This window comes from Mycobacterium sp. PSTR-4-N (genome assembly GCF_022348085.1).
Taxonomy (GTDB): domain Bacteria; phylum Actinomycetota; class Actinomycetes; order Mycobacteriales; family Mycobacteriaceae; genus Mycobacterium.
In genome coordinates this window covers 173,844-193,240 of sequence record NZ_JAKRFN010000002.1, presented here as the reverse complement: position 1 = coordinate 193,240, position 19,397 = coordinate 173,844, and the positions used below count along the sequence as shown (strand labels likewise).

The following is a 19,397-nucleotide window of genomic DNA, read 5'->3' as shown; positions in this document are numbered from 1 at the left end:
ATAGCGGGCGGGGCCCCCCTCCGTCACTTCGACGCTGAACAACCGCTCGCGTTCGCGACGTCACCTGCGTCGAGGGATGAACGGCCATGAAAGCTCTGCCCGGCGGCGGCGACATCCGTTGCGCCGGCCAATTCCGCCATCGACCGCAACGCTGACGTCGTGACGCTTCTGGCTGATCCCAGCGCTACTGCGTCGGGAACAGCGGCGGCGGAGGCGGTGACACCACCGGTACGTACGGCTTGGGTGCGTTCGGGTCCGGCGGGGGCGGTGGCGGCGGCACGCCCCACTCGTAGCCCGGCGGCATCGGGCCGTCGACCGGGTAGTACCCCGGCGGCAACGCCGGACCGCCGCCCTGCGGGGCCGTAGATGGCGTCTCCGATCCCGGCGCGTTGAGCGACTTGTAGCCCGGCGGCAGGGGCGGCGGCGGGCCCGCCCCCGGCGGCGGAGCACCCGGAGGCGGCATGTTCGGCATGTCAGCGGTCCCCAGGAAGCCATAGGGGTCGCGCGCCTGGTGCCAGGCATCGCGCAGGAAGCCCAGCGGACCGTCACCGGAGCCGTACTGGGCATTGGGGATCTCGGGCACCATCGGCGGGCCCGGCGGCGCGGGAGGCGGCGCGGCGACCGCAGGATCGACCGGCACAGCCACCGGCTGGCCGGGTGCCGGAGGCCCGGGGACGGGCGTCGGGACCGGCTGAGCACCGGCCAGGGCGGCCGGCGTGAGCACACCGAACGCCATCGCAGCGGCGACGCCGACGGCGCAGCGCAGAGTTCTGGCGCGCTGGTCGCGCCTGTCTGTCGTCATGGGTTCCTTCGTCGTGCCTCGAGCTCGTCCCGACTCGAGGAATGAGGCTAGCCGCTTCACGGCCGACGCGCGCCCGGTCAGCTGGAACCGGGGAGATGTGACAGCACATTCACGACGTTGCCGGCGGCGTCTTCGAAGAAGAACCGTCGCACGCCCCACTCCTCCTCGCTGAGAGGATGGACGATGCGGACGCCCGCCGCCACTGCCCCTCGGTAGGCGGCCTCGACGTCGTCGACCTCGATCGACACCGTCGGGTTGACCCCGGCGCTCGCGTCCTGGGTCAGCAGGCTGAGCTGGTGCCGGCGGTCAGGGGCGGCGAGCGTCACGATCCACCCGTGGTCCATCACGACGTCGAGGTCGAACACCGCGCGGTATTGCGTGACGGCGGCGGGCAGATCGACCACCGTCATGGTCGGAACCACTCGTCCGACGGTCAAATCGCCGGCCCCAACAGGTCGTCGGCGTCCTTGATCACGTAGCCGTAGCCCTGTTCAGCGAGGAACCGCTGCCGGTGTGCGGCGTACTCGGCGTCGAGGCTGTCGCGCGACACCACCGAATAGAACACCGCCCCACCGCCGTCGGCCTTGGGACGCAGCAGCCGGCCCAACCGTTGGGCTTCCTCCTGTCGCGAACCGAACGTCCCCGACACCTGCACGGCGACACTGGCCTCAGGCAGATCGATGGAGAAGTTGGCCACCTTGGACACCACCAACGTGCGGATCTCACCGGTGCGGAACGCGTCGAAGAGCTGCTCGCGCTCCGCGGTCTTCGTCGATCCCTGGATGACCGGTGCGTCCAGCTCGACGCCGAGTTCGTCGAGCTGGTCGAGGTAGGCGCCGATCACCAGGGTGGGCTCCCCGGGGTGACGGTCCAGGATGGACTTCACGACGTTGATCTTGGTGTGCGCGGTCGCGCAGAGCTTGTAGCGCTCGTCCGGTTCGGCGGTGGCGTAGAGCATGCGCTCGTTGTCGGTCATCGTGACGCGCACTTCGATGCACTCCGCCGGGGCGATCCACCCCTGAGCCTCGATGTCCTTCCACGGCGCGTCGTAGCGTTTCGGGCCGATCAGCGAGAACACATCGCCCTCGCGGCCGTCCTCGCGAATCAACGTCGCGGTGAGCCCGAGCCGTCGGCGGGACTGCAGGTCGGCCGTCATCCGGAACACCGGCGCCGGCAGCAGGTGCACCTCGTCGTAGACGATCAGCCCCCAGTCGCGGCTGTCGAACAACTCGAGGTGCTTGTATTCGCCCTTGGTGCGCCGGGTGATCACCTGGTAGGTCGCGATCGTGACCGGCCTGATCTCCTTCTTCTCGCCGGAGTACTCGCCGATTTCCTCCTCGGTCAGTGAGGTCCGGGCGATCAGCTCGCGCTTCCACTGGCGGCCGGCGACGGTGTTGGTGACCAAGATCAGCGTCGTGGCGCCGGCCTTCGCCATCGCCGCGGCACCGACCAGCGTCTTGCCCGCCCCGCACGGGAGCACGACGACGCCCGAGCCGCCATCCCAGAACGAGTCGGCGGCCATCTGCTGGTAGTCGCGCAGCTCCCAGCCGTCCTGTTCCAGCGTGATCGGATGCGCCTCGCCGTCGACATATCCGGCCAGATCCTCTGCCGGCCAACCGATCTTGAGGAGCATCTGCTTGACCCGGCCGCGCTCGCTGTTGTGCACGATCACCGTGTCGTCGTCGATACGGGCACCGAGCATGGGCGCGATCTTCTTGTTGCGCAGCACTTCTTCGAGGACCGCGCGGTCGAAGCTCACCAATGTCAGTCCGTGGGCGGGATGCTTGACCAGCTGCAGGCGGCCGTAGCGCGCCATGGTGTCGACGATGTCGACGAGCAGCGGCTGGGGCACCGCGTACCGGGAGAAGGACACGAGAGCGTCGACGACCTGTTCGGCGTCGTGGCCGGCTGCGCGGGCGTTCCACAGCGCCAGCGGGGTGATGCGGTAGGTGTGCACGTGCTCGGGGGCACGCTCGAGTTCGGCGAACGGCGCGATCGCTGCGCGCGCAGCGCCGGCCTGTTCGTGGTCGACCTCGAGCAACACGGTCTTGTCCGACTGCACGATCAATGGGCCGTCGGTCATGCGCGGCCTCGTGAGAAAGTCATCCTTCCCATTATCCGCACGAGGACGACAAGCGGCCCTGTCGTCCGCGCGGCACGGTCTCCGTCTCGACGACAGTTGCGGTGGCCGGATGGCGTCTCGGGTTGCGCAATCTGCCGCCGGATGCGCAGATCGGGCGCGGCAGGCCGACGTGGCGTGTCCAGTGAAAATAGCTGAGAATGTCGCCGCACCACCTCAGAGAACGATGAGCGCTTGCTGAAACTCGATTCCATGGGATTTTCACAGAAATGATAGTCGCACACGTCAATTTGCCCTAATGTGCGCTACGCGGGGTAATGGCCATAATCGCAGCGGCCCACGCCCAGCTCTGTCGTCGGGGGGCGAACAGTCACGGGGGACTGAACGCGGTACGGAGGCCGGGCGCATGAGTGGAAGTACTGACGGGCATCGGATGTCGCGGAACGCCGCTACAGGGCAGTTCTGGGCGGCTGCACGACTCCTCGACGGTGCAGAACTCCGCGGACCGGCACGACACCGAGCCGAGCAGAACTGGTCGGCGATTCCCGTCGGACGGGTGGGGGCGTTGGCCGTCTCTCTGGGCATCGGGCTCGCGGTGGCGCACTCCGCGACAGGCGTCGCCGCCGCCAGCGAGGGAGACGCCGAGTCGAGTGTCTCGGCGGCGAGCACCGCGCAGGACACGGTGCGCGCCGACGCCGACTCGACCGGCCCCACGGCCGCGGAGACACGCAAGAATCGCCGGGCCGGGCGCACCGACGACGCCGACGCGACTGATCACGACACGGCGGCCCCGCCGCGTCGATGGCACCTCAAGCTCGACGGCACCCGGCGCGGCAAGCATGCCGATGTCGGCGAGACGCGCGACACCAAGAGCGACGTCGAGGCGTCCACCTCAACCGATCTGAGCGCTGCCGGTGAGCAGAGCGCGGACGGCGACGCCGTCACCGTCTCGCCGGTGACCGCCTCGCCGACGACGCCGACGCCGATGCGGCGGATCTTCTCCCGTGTCCCGACCACCGCGCCGCAGGTTGCGCCGCTGGAGGCGGTGAGTCTGCAGGCGCCCGCGGCGGCCGAAGACGTGACCCCGCTGTCCGACTCGACGACACCGGCATCGTCGCCGGTCGACGACGCGCTGCTGGCCTACGTACGCCGACTGATCAACCACACGTTGTTCAACAAGACGCCGGTCGTGCGATCGGTCACCACCGAGCAACTCATCACCGGCCAGGTCGTCGTGCGGATCGACGCCTACGACCCCAACGACGACCCGCTCACCTACCAGATCGAGCAACCCGACGGCGGTGGACTCGTGATCCGCAACCCGCTCGATGGCACCTTCCTCTACACGCCGACGACACCGGTTCTGGGTAATCCGCGGCCGGTTCAATTCACTGTCGTGGTGAGCGACAGTTCCGTGGATCTGCCGGGTCTTCTGAGCGTGCTGCATTCCATCGCGCGCCTGATCGGGTTGGCGCAGGCCGACACGTACCGGCAGACCGTGGCCTTCACCGTCGATCCGCTCCTCCAGCTGCCGCCGTCGCTGATCGCCACCCCGGCGCTGCCCTACGTCGTGAAGAGCGACCCGGTGAAACTGTTGTCCGCGGCGGCGATCAGCGACGTGGACTCGGCGCAGTTGCAGAGCGTCACTGTGGCGATCGCCGGCGGAAAGCAGATCGGTGATGTGCTGGGCTACAGTGCGCCCCCGGACAGCGCGATCGCACCGACGTTCAGTGACGACAACCGCACGCTGACGCTCTCGGGTCTGGCCAGCCTGGCCGATTACGAGGCCGCGTTGAAGGCGATCACCTTCAGCGCAACCAAACTCGGGCTGGCCAGCCGCGCCATCGAGATCACTCTCACCGACGAGCAAGGCGTCGAGAATGTGATACCCGCGGGGGTGCTCCTCCTGCTGTTGCCTGCAGTCCAACTGCCGCCGTCCTTGTTCGCCCTGGGCGGTGGCCCGTTCCGACTGGGCGGTAGCCCGGTCACGTTGATGTCGGTCGCCCAGATCACCGACCTCGATTCACCATCGCTGACTTCGGTCACGGTGTCGCTCGGCATCGACAAGTTGTCCGGCGACGCGCTCGCCTACGAAGCGCCTGACGAGAGCCCGATCTCGGCGACGTTCAGCGACGACAACAGGACCGTGACCCTGACGGGACCGGGCACGCTCGCCGAGTTCGAGTCGGCACTCAAGGCGATCAGTTTCACGGCAACGCAACTCGGACTCGGACTGCGGACCGTCAACGTCACCCTGACCGACACCGACGGCGTCGACAGCCTCCTCCCTACGACGTTCGTGATCGGCGTCCTGCCCGCGATCGTCGTGGAACTCCCGTTGACCGTCACCCCTGTCGGCCTGCCGGTTCACACCATCGGCAAGCCACCCGTGAAACTGCTCTCGTCGGTACTGATCGCCAACGCCGACAACGGAAACCTCACGGGGGCAACCATTACCATCGCGACGGGGCGCCTCACCGGCGACAAACTCACCTACACCGCCCCGGACGGCTCCACGATCGACGTGAGCCGACCCAACGACTGGACCGTCGTACTGACGGGCCTGGCCAGTGTTGAGCAGTACACCGCGGCGCTCGAGGCGATCTCGTTCAGCGCAACGCAAGTCGGGCTGACCCGGTCGGTCACGATCACCGTCAGCGAGGAAGACGGCGACACCAGCCCTGTTCCGGGCGTGGTCTTCGCCAATACGATCGCGCCGCTTCGGCCCCTGGTCACCGTGCTGTCGCTGCCGCCCACCTACACGCTGGGCAAGTCGGGGATCAAGGTCGCCTCCAACGTCGAGATCGGCGACCTCGATTCGACCGTGCTCACCGGTGCGACCGTGAAGATCACCGGAGGCAGAGAGGCCGGCGATCTCCTGAGCTTCGCCGCGATCGACGGCAACCCCGTGTCGGCGACGTGGAACGGCTCCGACACCTTGACCTTGTCGGGCACGGCCACCCTGGCCCAGTACGAAGCCGCATTGGAGGCCGTCACGTTCACCGCCACCGGCGGCGCCGGGCTGCTCGAAACACGCACGGTCACCATCGATGTGGTCGACGATTCCGGTGTGAGCACTCTCCTGCCCGCCGCGGTCCTGGTCGGAGTCAAGAATCCGGACCGGCCGACGATCGCCACGATCGGCGCGACGCTCGTCAAGGTGAACAACACCGTCAAGCCCATCACGTCGGCCATGATCGGCGACACCGACTCGACGATGTTGACCGGTGCCTCGGTGGCGATCACCGCGGGCTTCCGCAGCGGAGACACCCTCGCCTACACCGTGATCAGCGGCAATCCGGTGACGGGAACGTACAACTCGAGCACCGGAGTCCTGACGCTGTCCGGAACGGCCACGATCGCTCAGTACGAGCAGGCCCTCAAGGCGGTCACCTTCAAGGCGACACAACTGGGCGTCCTGCCGACCCGCACGATAACGGTGAACGTGGTCGACGATACGAACCTGTCGGCGCTCGTCGCGGGACTGGTGTTGACGACCGTGTCCTTGATCTAGCCCGGATCCGCCGACACCACCGAGGTGACGCGGTGGATTGCGAATTCGCGAACCCGACCTGAGGCGGGGTCGTAGGCGGTCAGCTGACCCCCGCGGACGTTGATCGGCGCGACCACGCGTTGGCTCGCCACACCCGCTGGGTCGACGTAGCCGATCACCACCGACTCCTGATGATGTGCGGCGTGCTGCAATTCGGAGATGGCGACCGCCGGATCGAGCCGTAGACCGGACGCCGGTGTCGCGGCGACCTTGCGCAGCACGGCGACGATCGCACCCAGGGTCTGGTCGGTCGGGGTGGTGCCGGGCCGGAAGGTCCGGCGCCGACCCGGCGCCGGAACGCGGGAGCCGCGGCTGCGTAGATCGACGATCGCCCCGGCGGAATCCTCAGCCGCAGGAGCGAACCCGGCGCCGCGCAGCGCGGCGAGCACCTCGGAGATCGGGGCCTGGGACACGGCGACCGTCGGTGCCAGAAGGCGCAATTCGACGGCTTCGGTGGCGGGTGCGCTGACCGCGGCGGCCAACAGCGCCGCGTCCTCGCAGCGCACGAACGAGGTCGCCATGCCCACCCGCAGCTGTCCGTGCCGGCGGGCGACATCGTCGATGAGATACGTCAATGCTTGCGGCACAGGGGTTCTCGAGTGCCGGGCGAACAGTGCGTGTAGCTCGCCCGCGGTCTTGCCGGTGTCGAGTGCCCGCCGCACCGATGCCTCGTCGATGCGGTACACCATCGCGGCGCCGGCCGATTCGACAGCGGCGACCGCGCCCAGCTGCTCGGCCAGCTCCCGCTCCAGTGGTCCCGGGACGATGACCGTCAGATCGGCCTGCACCAGGAAATGGTCGATCGGGGACGGCAGCGCCTTGTCCATCGCGGCGATCACGGACTGCTCGTCGTCGCCGGCGAGGAGTCTGCGCAGCGGAGCGGCCAGCGCCCCACGGCCGACGACGCCGACGGCGTGCGCCTCGGTTAGCAGGTCGGCCACCGGATCGGGCTGCAGACGCGCCGACCAGCGGGGCCGTTGCCAGACCATGGCGCGGGATGCGCTTGCAGCGTCGACGCCTGACCCCGGCGGGAGGTCCGCGAGCATCGTCAGAAGAAGTCGGCGATCCAGCGGGGCCGCCGTCGAGAACAATGAATCCGACAGTGCCGCATACGGTTTGCCGTCAGGTCCGCGGCTGCCCACCAGGCTCGGCCGGCCCGGCAGGTCCAGCCACACCGACGCCACCAGATGCCATTTCACCGCCGTGGGAGATTCGATGAACCGGTCCGCGGCCACCGTCGGCGCCCAGTAGGAACCGGTGTCCGGGGGCTCGGGCTCGGGAACCCCCGCCGCGATCAGTCCCGCGGCGAGCGCCACCTCCAGGATCAAGCCCAACCGGCGCTCGTCGATTCCGGTGGCCTTCGTGAGCCGCTTGACCTCGCGAACGCCGAGGCCCCCGCTGCGCAGCTCGGGAGCCGGTGTAGCGCTGAGGTTCTCGAGTACGAGATCGATTTCCCTCAGCAGGTCGATCGCAGCGCCGGCCGCGACGGCGTCGACGTCAGCGGTCGACGTCGTCGTCACCGTCGGGTCCGGACGGGTCAGACTCACCGGACCGGGCGTCTCGCCGCGCAGCACCTGTCCCACGAGCCGCGGCAGGATCACGGTGTCGGCGTCGAGTCGGCGCAGCAACCCGGCCGCCAAGAGCCGCTGGACGGGTCGCTCCTGGGGAGCGTCGGGCAGCGCGTCGCGGGTGCGGCCGATCGGAGAACCCTCGAGCAGCTTGTCCAGCAAGTCCCGAGCTGCGCCGTCGACTGCGTCGAGAGCGTCCGTGACCTCGGCCGCGGAGAGTGCCTGCGGTTCGAGTGTCGCCTGGCCCGGATACCAGGGGAGCCCGTTCGCGGCCTCGGCGACGACCCGCAGCGCCCCCTCGCCGGTGATGTCGCCCCACACCAGCGCGCGCTCGACGAGAACGTCGATGGCGGCGCGTACGGACGTCTCGTCGGCTCGTTCGCCCAGCGCCGCGGCCAGCTCGCCGAACGTGACCGCCGTGGTCTCGGCATGCAGGGTCAACAGCGCGTCGAGCACCGTCAGGTGCAGGAAGTCGAGATCGTCGGTGGCTGCCTTGACCGACTGTCGGGCGGCGGCGCGGGCCGCCAGCGCGGCGATCGTGCCCGGCGGCGGCTGGGTCAGGTCGGGCCGCGACCGCAGCAGCCTGATCAGTGCCTCGTCATCGCGCTCGGCCAACCACACGCCCAACGGCACACCGGGGCTCTTGGCGCTCACCTGACCAGCGTAAAGCAGCCTCCCACCCTCGCCAGTCGGCGATCGGCCTGCCACAATGTCATCCGTGGCTGATGACAAGAAGAACCGATACGTCGATCCCGGCTGGCCGACGAGCGACGCCGACGACCACGCCGTCAGCGAGCTGGCCGCCGACCGCACCGGGGCACTGTCGCCGTTCGGCGACATCACGTTCCCTGTGCCGGCGGAGGAGCTTCCGTTCATCCAGTCCTCGACCGTCATCAACAAGTAGCGATGGCGGACCGCCTCTCGCACCTCGACGAGACCGGCGCCGCCCACATGGTCGACGTCACCGCCAAGGACGTCACGAAGCGCACAGCCGTGGCCGCGGGCACTGTCCGCACACGCACCGACGTCGTCGACCTGATCAGCACGAACGGCCTGCCCAAAGGTGACGCGCTGGCCACCGCCCGGGTGGCGGGCATCCTGGCGGCCAAGCGCACCAGCGACCTCGTGCCGCTGTGCCATCCGTTGGCGATCACCGGCGTCGACATCGACTTCGACGTCTCCGGCGACCAGGTCGGCATCACGGCGACCGTGCGCACCACTGATCGCACCGGGGTCGAGATGGAGGCGCTGACAGCGGTCAGCGTGGCCGCGCTGACGGTCTACGACATGATTAAGGCCGTCGACCGTGCGGCGTCGATCGACGGCATTCGGGTGCTGCACAAAGAGGGCGGTAAGACGGGCCCGTGGTCGAGGTGACCGGCCCGCGTTCCGGGCTGGTCGTCATCGCGTCCACCCGCGCCCAGGCGGGCGTCTACACCGACCGCTGCGGCCCGGTGATCGTCGACTGGCTCACCGCGCGTGCGATCCACACACCGCCGCCGATGGTGGTCGCCGACGGCGAGCCCGTCGGGGCGGCCCTGCGAGAGGCGTTGCGGCACGCGCGGCACGCGCCCGACGTGATCATCACCTCCGGGGGCACCGGTATCTCGCCCACCGACGCCACCCCGCAGCAGACGGCGGCTCTGCTCGACTACGAAGTGCCCGGACTGGCCGATGCGATCCGACGCTCGGGTCTGCCCCAGGTGCCGACATCGGTGCTGTCCCGCGGGCTCTGTGGCATCGCCGGAAGGACGCTGATCGTGAATCTCCCCGGCTCACTCGGCGGTGTGCGGGACGGTCTGAGCGTCCTCGACGCCGTGCTGTATCACGCCCTCGACCAATTGCGTGGGGGAGATCACCGACCATGACCGAGGTCGTCCGAGCAGATCTGACCGAGCATCCGATCGATGCAGCCGAGCACGAGGCACTGGTGGCCCGTCACGCCGCGGGCGCTGTCGTGTCGTTCGCGGGGGTGGTTCGTGACCATGACGGCGGCAGGTGGGTGACCCGGCTCGAGTACTCCGCGCATCCGTCGGCGGCCCAGGTGCTCGCCGATGTCGCCGCCGAGGTGGCCGCAGAGAGCACCGGCGTGCGGGCGCTCGCCGTCAGTCACCGCGTGGGTCCCCTGCAGATCGGGGACGCCGCGCTGATCGCGGTGGTGGCCGCCGATCATCGCGGCGCGGCATTTCAGACATGCGCGCGACTGGTCGACCGCGTCAAGGAACTGCTACCGGTGTGGAAACACCAGTTCTTCGTCGACGGCACCGACGAGTGGGTCAACTCCGCGTAGCGGAGCTCAGGACGGCGGCAGCACCGGGGCCGGCGGAACCGGTGCACCCGGGGCGGGCGGGGCCGGCGGCGCCGCGGGATCGACCGGCGCACCGGGAACCGGAGCACCCGCCGGAAGCGGCTGAAGCGCTGCAGGACCACTGGTGAGCGGCCGCTGCGTGAGTGCGAGCAGCGCGTCCTTGCCCGAGATCTCCTGTGTCTGGATGGCGTGCCAGATGTCCTTCAGGTAGGTCACGTTCGGGCTCGGGTCGGCGACCACGTTCGGATCGGCCGTCGTGCCGGGCGGGAGATTCTGCGGGCTGGCCAGATGCGGCATCCCGTCGGGCATCGGCAGATCACCGGAGATCGCCTGGTTGGCGATGTCGTAAGCCGGGCCGGGAACCGCAACAGCGTTCAGCGGGGCCAGCGGGTCCGGTGCCGGGGCTGCGACGGGAGCCGGGGCCGGGGCTGCGACAGGTGCCGGGGCCGGGGCTGCGACGGGAGCCGGGGCCGGGGCTGCGACGGGAGCCGGGGCCGGGGCGGGAAGGGGAGCCGCCGGGGCTGGCTGCTGCGGCAGGTCGCCCGGGTGCAGGGCCCACACCTGCGGCTGGTCAGCCGGTGCGGGATTCTGCGCGGCGTCCCAATCAGCGGCGTTGACCACCGGCTGAGCCGGGGGCGGAACCATCGGGTCGGTGGCCGGTGTGGTGTTCGCGACATCGACCACCGGTGCCGGCGGGGGAGGCAGCGGGGCGTCCAGCGGTGCGGCATCGACGGGAGCCGGTGCGGGCGCCGGGGGCGGCGGGGCCATCGGGTCGACCGGGGGAGCCGGAAGCGGCGCGGCCATCGCGTCGAACGGCGCAGGCGGCGGAGGCGGCGCGAGCGGGCCTGCCGGCGGCGGGGGAGGCAGCAGGCCGAGAGGTCCTGCGGGCGCCGGGGGAGCTTCGTTGGCGACCTCGGCGACGACGTTGCGGGGTGTTGCGGCGGAGAGCGGCCCGCCGCACGTGGGCCACGCGCCCTTGCCTTGCGTCGCCAGCACACGCTCGGCGACGGCGATCTGCTCGTCCTTGGTGGCCAGGTGGGCCGCGGGGGCGAACTCGCCACCGCCGTGGCCGGACCAGGTGCTGGGCGAGAACTGCAACCCACCCTGGTAGCCGTTGCCGGTGTTGATCGCCCAGTTTCCGCCGGACTCGCAGCTGGCGACCCGGTCCCATTCATTGTCGGTCGCGGCGCCTGCGGTACCGGCCAGAGCCAGGCTGCCGCCTCCGATGACCGCGCCGGTGACGGCGATCTTGGCGACGCTGACAGAAGAAGTCGTGGGCTTGCGATGCCGTCCACTCATAGGTGCGCGTGGTCCTCTCGTCTGCGCCCGCGAGGTCAGCTGTCGGGTTCGGGCTGGAGAGGTCGCCCGGCCGGCGGCGTCGAAACGGCGTCGGCTTCACCCCTAGGAGCCGGTGACGGCTCCAGGTCCTTTCGGTGGACCGGTGGGTCCCCCGCCTCCATCCAGGTGTGTCTCGTCGTCCCCGCGGACCAGCGGATGGAGCTCGGCGCTACTGGTCTCGCGGTGAGCCGGTCAGTGGGGGCGACCGGCCTGGTCCAGAACGGTAATGGCTCGCCAGATTCTCGTCACCTCGCCGCTGTCGCCGTGTCGCCGACCTCGGCAAATACTAAAAAATCTCTAAAACGCCTGGCGGGCGCGTTGTTCCTGCAGGTGCCCGGCGTCGCTACCTCGCCGTAGCCATCCCGTGACCATTCCGTGATGTGACGTAAATCACGGAATACATCACCGTGCGAACGGGGATCTACCCGCCGGCGAACGGCGGCAACACATCGATCGTCTGTGCCGACCCGAGCGGAGTCGAGATGTCGCGCACGGCGACCCCGTCTCGCAAGTACGAGCAGCGCGCCAGCACCCGTTCCAGCTCCGGACCCCGCGTGCGAAGGACCTCCACCACGTCGGCGACCGTCGCGGCCTCGTTCACGTCGACCGATTCGTGGTCCACCCCGGCCGCCGCGCGCGCAGCGGCGAAGTAGCGCACAGTCACCGCCACGATCAGCCGCCGATCGCACTCATCGGGCGGTTGGGCTGGACGAACCCCGGGTCGTTGATGCCGTGTCCGGCAGCTTTGCCCCACATCGCGGCACGCCACGCGGCTTCGACGGTGTCGTCGTCGGCGCCGGACCGCAGCAGGCCTCGCAGATCGGTCTCATCCCGGGCGAAGAGGCAGTTGCGCACCTGGCCGTCGGCGGTGAGCCGGGTCCGGTCACAGCTCGCGCAGAACGCGTGCGACACCGAGGCGATGATGCCGACATCGCCGATGACAGCGCCGTCGGGGTCGCGCACCTGCCACAGCTCGGCGGGCGCCGAGCCTCGCGGCGCCGGGTGCTGGGTCAGGGTGAACTCCCCGCGGAGGCTGGCCAGGATCTCGTCGGCCGACAGCGCCGCATCGCGGCGCCAGGAGTGGCCCGCATCCAGCGGCATCTGCTCGATGATGCGCAGCTGGTAGCCGTGCGCCAGACAGAAGCGCAGCAGCGCGAGCGCGTCGGTCAGGCCGCTGACGGGGTCGAGCACGGCATTGACCTTGACCGGGGCCAGGCCGGCGGCTTTCGCCGCGCGCAGACCGGCCAGCACCGCATCCAGCCGGTCACGCCGGGTGATCGCGGCGAAGCGCTGCGGATCGACGGTGTCCAAGGACACGTTGATGCGGTCCAGACCGGCCTGCTTCAGCGCATCGGCACGTCCGGCGAGGCCGACGCCGTTGGTGGTCAGCGTGATCTCCGGGCGGGGCCGTAGCGCGGCCGTCGCGGCGATCACCCGCTCGAGGTGCGGGACGACCAGCGGCTCGCCGCCGGTGAAGCGCACGCTGGTGATCCCGAGGCGGGTCACGGCGAGCTCGAGCAGCCGGACGAGCTCGTCCACGGTCAGCTTCTGCTCTGATGGCAGCCAGTCCAGCCCCTCGGCGGGCATGCAGTAGGTGCAGCGCAGGTTGCACAGGTCGGTCAGCGACACCCGCAGATCGGTGGCGACCCGGCCGAACGTGTCGACGAGCGGGCCGTGGGCGGGCGCACCCTGGGACACGCCGCGCACGGTCGGCACACCGAGAGCGACGGCGCTCATCGCGGGTATCCGGTTGCCACGCCGGTGGCGGCGTGGCCGTCGACCGGGACGATCTCCTTACCCAACGGCATCAGGGACACCGGGATCAGCTTCAGGTTCGCCAGCGCCAGCGGAATGCCCACGATCGTGATCGCCATCGCGATGGCGGTCAACACGTGTCCGATCGCCAGCCAGATGCCGGCCACGAGCAGCCAGATGATGTTGCCGATCAGGGCGCCGGGGCGCACACCGGGCTTGTCGACGATCGTGCGGCCGAATGGCCACAGCGCGTACACCGCGATCCGCAGCGCCGCGAAGCCGAACGGGATCGTGATGATCAGAACGAAGCAGATCAACGCGGCGAGCAGGTAACCCAGCGCCAGCCACAGGCCACCGAAGATCAACCAGATGACGTTCAAGATCAGGCGCATCTTCTTCCTCCCGCGGTCCGGCAAGCCTACCGAGTTAAGGGGGTGCTGGCTGCGGCGACGTCCGAGTAGGATCGTTGCGACGCGTCCCGGCGCAGGCGGGGCGCTTCCTCTATGTAAGCGGTCTGTACCCCGTGGGGCGCGGACGAATCGGCTCAGACAGACAAGCAGGTGAGACCAGTGCCTACCGGCCGGGTGAAGTGGTACGACGCGGAGAAGGGCTTCGGGTTCCTCTCGCAAGAAGACGGCGAGGACGTGTACGTGCGTTCCTCGGCGTTGCCCGCCGGTGTCGAGGGCCTCAAGGCGGGCCAGCGCGTGGAATTCGGTGTCGCAGCCGGCCGTCGCGGCCCCCAGGCGCTCAGCCTGAAGCTGATCGATCCGCCGCCGAGCCTGACCCGGACCCGCCGCGAGGCGGCCACCGTCGAGCACAAGCACAGCCCCGACGAGCTGCACGGCATGGTCGAGGACATGATCACGCTGCTCGAGGGCGCGGTCCAGCCAGAGCTGCGCAAGGGGCGCTACCCGGACCGCAAGGTGGCCCGCCGCGTCTCGGAGGTCGTCAAGGCCGTCGCCCGCGAACTCGACGCCTGAGTCGTCGGCGGCCCGACGGGGTAAGACAGAGTCCATGAGCTACGTGGCCGACCCGTCGAACTCCGGCGGCGACTTCGACCGGGACACCGACTACATCTCCACCCGCATCACCGCCGACGGCCGGGACGGCTACCCGGTCGAGGCGGGCCGCTACCGGTTGGTGGTGGCGCGGGCCTGTCCGTGGGCCAACCGCACGATCATCGTCCGTCGCCTGCTCGGTCTCGAGGACGCGCTGTCCATCGGCTTCTGCGGTCCCACGCACGACGAGCGCAGCTGGACCTTCGATCTGGATCCCGGCGGCGTCGATCCGGTGCTCGGTATCCACTTCCTGCGCGATGCCTACAACAAGCGCGTCCCCGACTATCCGAAGGGCATCACCGTGCCCGCGATCGTCGACGTGCCCACCGGAGAGGTCGTCACCAACGATTTCCCCCAGATCACGCTCGACATGTCGACCGAGTGGACCGCCCATCACCGCGACGGTGCCCCGGACCTGTATCCCGAGCCGCTGCGCGCAGAGATCGACGAGGTGGCGGAGCGGATCTACACCGAGGTCAACAACGGGGTCTACCGCTGCGGCTTCGCGGGCTCCCAGAAGGCCTACGAGCGGGCCTACGATCGGCTGTTCACCGCGCTCGACTGGCTCTCCGACCGGTTGGCCGACCAGCGCTATCTGGTGGGCGACACGATCACCGAGGCCGACGTCCGGTTGTTCACCACGCTGGCCCGCTTCGATCCCGTCTATCACGGACACTTCAAGTGCAACCGCACCAAGCTCTCCGAGATGCCGGTGCTCTGGGCGTACGCGCGGGATCTGTTCCAGACGCCCGGTTTCGGCGACACCATCGACTTCGTGCAGATCAAGCAGCACTACTACATCGTGCACAGCGACATCAACCCCACTGGTGTGGTGCCGAAGGGCCCGGACCTGGCCAACTGGCTCACCCCGCACGGGCGAGAAGCGCTGGGCGGCAATCCTTTCGGCGACGGGACGCCGCCGGGGCCGCCGCGCGAGGGCGAGCAGGTGCCTGCGGCGCACAGCGCCGGTTGATGTCGTCGCGAGAGTGCTCCTACGGTTGCTGACGCACGCCGATCACGACCGTCAGTGCACCTTCGTGACCGGTCAGCTCCAGTTCGTGCGGACCGACCACTCCGCGTGCGGGACGGGGAACTCGTTTCCGTCCTGATCGCGCACCAGCGTCGGCAGCTGCACCGCGAAACCGGTCAGCCGTCCGCGCTGGGCGTCGACGGTGGGGATCGTCACCGCGAGCCGGGCGTCGGGTCGGAACTCCTCGACCACGTCACCGTCCTCGTAGGCGCGCAGCAGCACCCACGGCGCCTTCGCGATCTCGGCGGGCAGCGACAACTGCACCGGGTGACGGCCCGAGACGGTCAGTTCGCCCTGGTCGGCGGGCACCATGCAGTCGGTGGGGTTGAGCACCCGGCAGAACCGGTACGGGCCGACCCGGGTCAGCTGGCCGGCGGAGAAGGCCGAGATCTCGGGCAGGTCGGGGCCCGCCTCCCGGGAGAGCCGCCACACCAGGACCCCGGTGGCGGCCGACGCGAGCAGCGCCACGGCGACGAGGACGGCGATGACTCGTTTCACTCGCCGGACACCGCCGACTCAACGCGCACACCCTCAGCCGCCGCGTGCACGGGACGGTTGCCGCCCAACCCCGGAACCAGGGATTCGCCGCGGTAGCTGAAGATCGTCTGCGCCAGACCGAGGATGAGCAGCGCGGTGATCGTGGTGAACCCCGCGTACAGCTCGGTGTAGATCAGCACCCCCGTCGCACCACCCACCACCCACGCCAGCTGCAGCAGCGACTCCGAGCGCCCGAACGCCGACGCGCGTGATTCCTCGGGCAGGTCGTCCTGCAGTGAGGCGTCCAGGGAGGCCTTGGCGATCGCGCTGGCGCCCGAGGTGACCAGGGTCGTCGCCGCGGCGACGAGGAGACTGCCCGTCAGCGCGGTGGCCAGCGACATCGCGGTGACCGCGATCGCGCAGCGCACCACGAGCTGCGCCGGATGGCCGAGTTTCAGCCGCGCCGCGGTGAAGTTCCCGATGAAGTTGCCCACCGCGGCCGCGGCGCCGATCAGCCCGAGGATGCGCAGCTGTTCCCAGCCGCTGGCGTCGTGGGCCTTGGCGACGAACGCGGGGTAGAGGAACAGGAAGCCGACCATCACCTTGACCGTGCAGTTGCCCCACAGCGCGGCGATGATGTTGCGGCCCAGCGGTTGGCGAACCTTCGCGGCGGGCGGATCGCGGAAGTACCCGTCCGGCCTGCTGTGGTAGCTGAGCGTGGCCGGGATCTCACCCTCGGTGACCTCGACCCACTTCGGTATCCGCATCGCCAGAACGGCGCCGGCCATCGACACTGCGACCACGACGTAGAGCGCCCCGGGCATGGCGAACAGCTGGAATCCCCACTCGGCCGCGGCCGCGATACCGCCGCCCACCATTGTGCCGCCGAGCAGGCCGAACATCGTCAGCCGCGAGTTGACCCGGACGAGGTCGATGGTCGGGGGCAGCACCCGCGGTGTCACGGCGCTGCGCAGCACCGAGAAGGACTTCGAGAGCACCATCATGCCGAGCGCGCACGGATACAGCACCCAGGACGGGAAGCTGCCGGTCGCGCTGTCGAAGTTCGCGATCAGGATCACCGCCAGCGCGGTGCGCAGGCCGAAGGACGCGGCCAGGGCGACGCGGCGGCCGTGCTGCAGGCGGTCCAGCGCAGGGCCGATCAGCGGAGCGATGACCGCGAACGGGGCGATCGTGATGAGCAGGTAGAGCGCCACCCGGCTCTTGCTCTCACCGGTCGCGGCGGCGAAGAACAAGGTGTTGGCCAGGGCGACCGCCATCGCGGCGTCGAGGGCGAAGTTCGCCACCACGGGCCAGGTCAGAGCCGTCAGCCCGGATTTGTCGGCGCCGTCGGCGGTGGCGGCCCGGTGGACCAGACCGTACATCTTCGAGCCCATTTCGCGGCTGCGCTGCGCGGCGGCGCGGGTGACCGTCACCTTCTCGGCGCCGGCGGCCCGGTCCTCGTCGAAGCGGCTGTGGTGGCGACGACGGTCGTGCTCGTCCAGCGGCGGCAACCATCGGTTGCCGCTGTGGTTGGTCGTCGACGAGGCGCGCCTACCGTCGGTAACCACCGGGTCGCTGGGGTAGTTGGCCATGCCCGGATGTTCCCCGACGGGCGGACGTGGCGGGTAGTAGCGTCCGCCCGTCGGACCGGCGGGGTCCTGGTGGTCGCGCCGCGCTCCTGTCACGCGCTCGATTCTCCCTCATGGAGGCGACAGGGGACGTGCAGCCAACCGGTGTGGCTCGCCACCGGCTCCGTCGGGCAAGATGAACACCGATGGACAGCGTGACCGAACCCTCTTCGCCCGAGGCCGAGCCGCCCGCCGAGGCACCCGAGTCGGCGGTCGAGCCGTCAGCTGAGCCGGCCGCATCGACCGAGCCTGCCGAGCCGACCGAGCTTGCCGAACCGACCGAACCGGCCGAGCCGGAGCCGATGTCCGCCGAGCTCGAAGCCATGCTGCTCGGCGCGGTCGACGACGCCCGCTCCGCGATCGCTGAGTTCAGTGGTGCCGACACTGTCGGCGACTACCTCGGCGCCGAGATCGAAGACCAGTCCTCGGCCACCCACCGGTTCGTCGCGGAGGTGACCGGCTACCGGGGCTGGCAGTGGGCCGTCGTGGTCGCGGCCTGGTCGGGCGCCGCGCAGGTCACCATCAGCGAGGTCGTCCTGGTCCCCGGCCCGTCGGCGCTGCTCGCGCCGGAATGGGTGCCCTGGGAGGAGCGGGTGCGCGCGGGCGATCTCGGCCCCGGCGACCTGCTGGCTCCCCCCGCCGACGATCCGCGCCTGGTGCCGGGGTTCATGGGGACCGGCGACCCGCAGATCGACGAGGTGGCCGTCGAGGTCGGACTGGGCCGTCGTCAGGTGCTGAGCCTGTGGGGGCGTGGCGACGCTGCGCAGCGCTGGCATGACGGTGACTTCGGCCCGGGGTCGGCGATGGCACGCGCCACCCGCCGGATGTGTCGGGACTGCGGGTTCTACGTCCCGCTCGGTGGGGCGTTGGGTGTGATGTTCGGGGTGTGCGCCAACGAGTACGCCGCCGACGGGCGCGTGGTCGACGCCGAATACGGTTGCGGCGCCCATTCGGACACGCCGGCGCCGAAGGGCTCGGGATCGCCCCAGTTCGACCCGTTCGACGACGGCGTGCTCGATCTCGTGGAGCGCACCGAAGAGCGCTCCAGCTAGCTCGCTAGCGCTCGGCGGCCGCTTTGATGCGCTCCAGCGAGTTGTTCATGCCCTCGATGAGTTCCTGCTCGAAGCTGGTCTCCCCGCCCATGAACTTGTCGACCGCGAACGCCGACACCGCGGTGGTGGTGCCGTTCTCGGCGCGGCGGGTCTCCACCAACCGGGTGCCGGCCTCGGTGGGTTCGAGTTCGTAGCTCCAGACCGTGTGGTTCTCGCTGACCTTGAACGCCAGCTTCTTCTCGGGCACGAGCTCGGTGATGCGAGCGGTCGTGGGCCAGAACAACATTCCGCGGCGATTCAGGTTGACCATGCGGGCGCCCTGACGCACTCCGCCGATCGCCTTCGTCCAGCGGCACTGGGGGCTCCACTGTGGCATCCGCTCCACATCGGAGACCAGCTTCCACACGGTCGAGACCGGTGCGTTGATGTCGATCTGCGCTTGCAGAATGGGCGCCGCCATGACGGTGTTCTCCTCGTGTCAGTCCAAACCGCTCTGTGCTCCGCGCGATCCGCGGCGCACGGCGTGACGTTGCCACAGAAAGATCGACGTGCCAAGAACACCCACGCCGAGCCCGGCCAGGCTGACGGGCCGGCACGGCGCCAAAGCCTCGACCGTGAACGCGAGCAGCGTCGCTATCAGCCACCCGCCGGTGATCACGACGATCACCGGCCACGGGGAGGTCAGGGCGCGCGGCAGCGGCGGCGGTTCGGGGGGCGTGGTCGTCATCGCGGCCCAACGTAACTGATC

General features: G+C 69.7%; 20 protein-coding genes and 1 riboswitch. Of the genes, 8 read left to right on the top strand and 12 right to left on the bottom strand.

The window, feature by feature from the left end; all coding sequences use genetic code 11:
- Positions 1-184 precede the first annotated feature (184 nt).
- The 3 genes from MHN84_RS04275 to MHN84_RS04265 form a co-directional block, all read right to left on the bottom strand.
- Positions 185-802, bottom strand: a complete 618-nt coding sequence (locus MHN84_RS04275; protein ID WP_374238312.1) for a hypothetical protein — start codon at positions 800-802, stop codon at positions 185-187.
- Positions 803-879: 77 nt separating this feature from the next.
- A complete protein-coding gene (locus MHN84_RS04270) occupies positions 880-1,239 on the bottom strand; it encodes a VOC family protein (RefSeq protein WP_241203381.1) in 360 nt (119 codons plus the stop codon).
- Positions 1,236-2,885, bottom strand: a complete 1,650-nt coding sequence (locus MHN84_RS04265) for a DNA repair helicase XPB (protein ID WP_241203380.1) — start codon at positions 2,883-2,885, stop codon at positions 1,236-1,238. Before MHN84_RS04265 ends, MHN84_RS04270 begins: the two co-directional genes overlap by 4 nt.
- A gap of 403 nt (positions 2,886-3,288) precedes the next feature.
- On the opposite strand from MHN84_RS04265, the gene MHN84_RS04260 reads away from it, so the two are divergent.
- The gene (locus MHN84_RS04260) at positions 3,289-6,396 is read left to right on the top strand and encodes a hypothetical protein (protein WP_241203379.1); all 3,108 of its coding nucleotides are present in this window, start codon (positions 3,289-3,291) and stop codon (positions 6,394-6,396) included.
- On the opposite strand, the gene MHN84_RS04255 is transcribed toward MHN84_RS04260, so the two are convergent.
- Positions 6,393-8,657 (bottom strand): helicase-associated domain-containing protein, encoded by a 2,265-nt coding sequence (locus tag MHN84_RS04255; protein WP_241203378.1) that lies wholly within the window; start codon positions 8,655-8,657, stop codon positions 6,393-6,395. The two genes, MHN84_RS04260 and MHN84_RS04255, sit on opposite strands and share 4 nt — an antisense overlap.
- 55 nt (positions 8,658-8,712) lie before the next feature.
- Between MHN84_RS04255 and MHN84_RS04250 the strand changes: the two genes are divergently transcribed.
- From MHN84_RS04250 to MHN84_RS04235, 4 genes are read left to right on the top strand one after another with little or no spacing between them, the layout of a single operon-like run.
- Positions 8,713-8,907, top strand: a complete 195-nt coding sequence (locus MHN84_RS04250; protein ID WP_241203377.1) for a hypothetical protein — start codon at positions 8,713-8,715, stop codon at positions 8,905-8,907.
- 2 nt (positions 8,908-8,909) lie between these two features.
- Complete coding sequence (gene moaC, locus MHN84_RS04245) at positions 8,910-9,380, top strand: cyclic pyranopterin monophosphate synthase MoaC (protein WP_241203376.1); 471 nt, start codon at positions 8,910-8,912, stop codon at positions 9,378-9,380.
- Positions 9,368-9,871 (top strand): molybdenum cofactor biosynthesis protein B, encoded by a 504-nt coding sequence (locus tag MHN84_RS04240; RefSeq protein WP_374238311.1) that lies wholly within the window; start codon positions 9,368-9,370, stop codon positions 9,869-9,871. Before moaC ends, MHN84_RS04240 begins: the two co-directional genes overlap by 13 nt.
- The gene (locus tag MHN84_RS04235) at positions 9,868-10,293 is read left to right on the top strand and encodes a molybdenum cofactor biosynthesis protein MoaE (RefSeq protein WP_241203375.1); all 426 of its coding nucleotides are present in this window, start codon (positions 9,868-9,870) and stop codon (positions 10,291-10,293) included. Before MHN84_RS04240 ends, MHN84_RS04235 begins: the two co-directional genes overlap by 4 nt.
- Positions 10,294-10,299: 6 nt before the next feature.
- On the opposite strand, the gene MHN84_RS04230 is transcribed toward MHN84_RS04235, so the two are convergent.
- The 4 genes from MHN84_RS04230 to MHN84_RS04215 form a co-directional block, all read right to left on the bottom strand.
- Complete coding sequence (locus MHN84_RS04230; protein WP_241203374.1) at positions 10,300-11,610, bottom strand: transglycosylase family protein; 1,311 nt, start codon at positions 11,608-11,610, stop codon at positions 10,300-10,302.
- 9 nt (positions 11,611-11,619) lie between these two features.
- Positions 11,620-11,828, bottom strand: a riboswitch (cyclic di-AMP (ydaO/yuaA leader).
- Between the two features lie 242 nt (positions 11,829-12,070).
- The gene (locus MHN84_RS04225; protein ID WP_241203373.1) at positions 12,071-12,319 is read right to left on the bottom strand and encodes a MoaD/ThiS family protein; all 249 of its coding nucleotides are present in this window, start codon (positions 12,317-12,319) and stop codon (positions 12,071-12,073) included.
- 2 nt (positions 12,320-12,321) lie between these two features.
- On the bottom strand, positions 12,322-13,386 hold the full coding sequence (gene moaA, locus MHN84_RS04220; RefSeq protein WP_241203372.1) for a GTP 3',8-cyclase MoaA: 1,065 nt from the start codon (positions 13,384-13,386) through the stop codon (positions 12,322-12,324).
- Positions 13,383-13,796: a YccF domain-containing protein gene (locus MHN84_RS04215; RefSeq protein WP_241203371.1), complete on the bottom strand. Its 414-nt coding sequence runs from the start codon at positions 13,794-13,796 to the stop codon at positions 13,383-13,385. Before MHN84_RS04215 ends, moaA begins: the two co-directional genes overlap by 4 nt.
- Before the next feature lie 177 nt (positions 13,797-13,973).
- On the opposite strand from MHN84_RS04215, the gene MHN84_RS04210 reads away from it, so the two are divergent.
- Complete coding sequence (locus tag MHN84_RS04210) at positions 13,974-14,384, top strand: cold-shock protein (RefSeq protein ID WP_143818490.1); 411 nt, start codon at positions 13,974-13,976, stop codon at positions 14,382-14,384.
- A 34-nt stretch (positions 14,385-14,418) separates the two neighbouring features.
- Complete coding sequence (locus MHN84_RS04205; RefSeq protein WP_241203370.1) at positions 14,419-15,435, top strand: glutathione S-transferase family protein; 1,017 nt, start codon at positions 14,419-14,421, stop codon at positions 15,433-15,435.
- A gap of 72 nt (positions 15,436-15,507) precedes the next feature.
- Here the strand turns inward: MHN84_RS04205 and MHN84_RS04200 are convergent, their stop codons facing one another.
- Together MHN84_RS04200 and MHN84_RS04195 are read right to left on the bottom strand one after the other, a co-directional pair.
- Positions 15,508-15,990, bottom strand: coding sequence for a DUF2771 domain-containing protein (locus MHN84_RS04200; RefSeq protein WP_241203369.1), 483 nt, complete (start codon positions 15,988-15,990; stop codon positions 15,508-15,510).
- Entirely contained in the window at positions 15,987-17,654 is a 1,668-nt protein-coding gene (locus MHN84_RS04195; RefSeq protein WP_374238310.1) for an MFS transporter, read from the bottom strand. Before MHN84_RS04195 ends, MHN84_RS04200 begins: the two co-directional genes overlap by 4 nt.
- A gap of 245 nt (positions 17,655-17,899) precedes the next feature.
- Between MHN84_RS04195 and MHN84_RS04190 the strand changes: the two genes are divergently transcribed.
- Positions 17,900-18,649, top strand: a complete 750-nt coding sequence (locus tag MHN84_RS04190) for a DUF3027 domain-containing protein (protein ID WP_241203550.1) — start codon at positions 17,900-17,902, stop codon at positions 18,647-18,649.
- Positions 18,650-18,653: 4 nt separating this feature from the next.
- On the opposite strand, the gene MHN84_RS04185 is transcribed toward MHN84_RS04190, so the two are convergent.
- Positions 18,654-19,109: an SRPBCC family protein gene (locus MHN84_RS04185; RefSeq protein ID WP_241203368.1), complete on the bottom strand. Its 456-nt coding sequence runs from the start codon at positions 19,107-19,109 to the stop codon at positions 18,654-18,656.
- 18 nt (positions 19,110-19,127) lie between these two features.
- The gene (locus tag MHN84_RS04180; RefSeq protein ID WP_241203367.1) at positions 19,128-19,376 is read right to left on the bottom strand and encodes a DUF2530 domain-containing protein; all 249 of its coding nucleotides are present in this window, start codon (positions 19,374-19,376) and stop codon (positions 19,128-19,130) included.
- Positions 19,377-19,397: the final 21 nt, after the last annotated feature.

Bases quoted from the DNA above. Each gene is read 5' to 3' on its own strand.
- MHN84_RS04275 (WP_374238312.1), bottom strand. From the start codon at position 802: ATGACGACAGACAGGCGCGACCAGCGCGCCAGAACTCTGCGCTGCGCC.
- MHN84_RS04265 (WP_241203380.1), bottom strand. From the start codon at position 2,885: ATGACCGACGGCCCATTGATCGTGCAGTCGGACAAGACCGTGTTGCTC.
- MHN84_RS04260 (WP_241203379.1), top strand. From the start codon at position 3,289: ATGAGTGGAAGTACTGACGGGCATCGGATGTCGCGGAACGCCGCTACA.
- MHN84_RS04250 (WP_241203377.1), top strand. From the start codon at position 8,713: ATGTCATCCGTGGCTGATGACAAGAAGAACCGATACGTCGATCCCGGC.
- moaC (WP_241203376.1), top strand. From the start codon at position 8,910: ATGGCGGACCGCCTCTCGCACCTCGACGAGACCGGCGCCGCCCACATG.
- MHN84_RS04235 (WP_241203375.1), top strand. From the start codon at position 9,868: ATGACCGAGGTCGTCCGAGCAGATCTGACCGAGCATCCGATCGATGCA.
- MHN84_RS04230 (WP_241203374.1), bottom strand. From the start codon at position 11,610: ATGAGTGGACGGCATCGCAAGCCCACGACTTCTTCTGTCAGCGTCGCC.
- moaA (WP_241203372.1), bottom strand. From the start codon at position 13,386: ATGAGCGCCGTCGCTCTCGGTGTGCCGACCGTGCGCGGCGTGTCCCAG.
- MHN84_RS04215 (WP_241203371.1), bottom strand. From the start codon at position 13,796: ATGCGCCTGATCTTGAACGTCATCTGGTTGATCTTCGGTGGCCTGTGG.
- MHN84_RS04205 (WP_241203370.1), top strand. From the start codon at position 14,419: ATGAGCTACGTGGCCGACCCGTCGAACTCCGGCGGCGACTTCGACCGG.
- MHN84_RS04190 (WP_241203550.1), top strand. From the start codon at position 17,900: ATGTCCGCCGAGCTCGAAGCCATGCTGCTCGGCGCGGTCGACGACGCC.
- MHN84_RS04185 (WP_241203368.1), bottom strand. From the start codon at position 19,109: ATGGCGGCGCCCATTCTGCAAGCGCAGATCGACATCAACGCACCGGTC.
- MHN84_RS04180 (WP_241203367.1), bottom strand. From the start codon at position 19,376: ATGACGACCACGCCCCCCGAACCGCCGCCGCTGCCGCGCGCCCTGACC.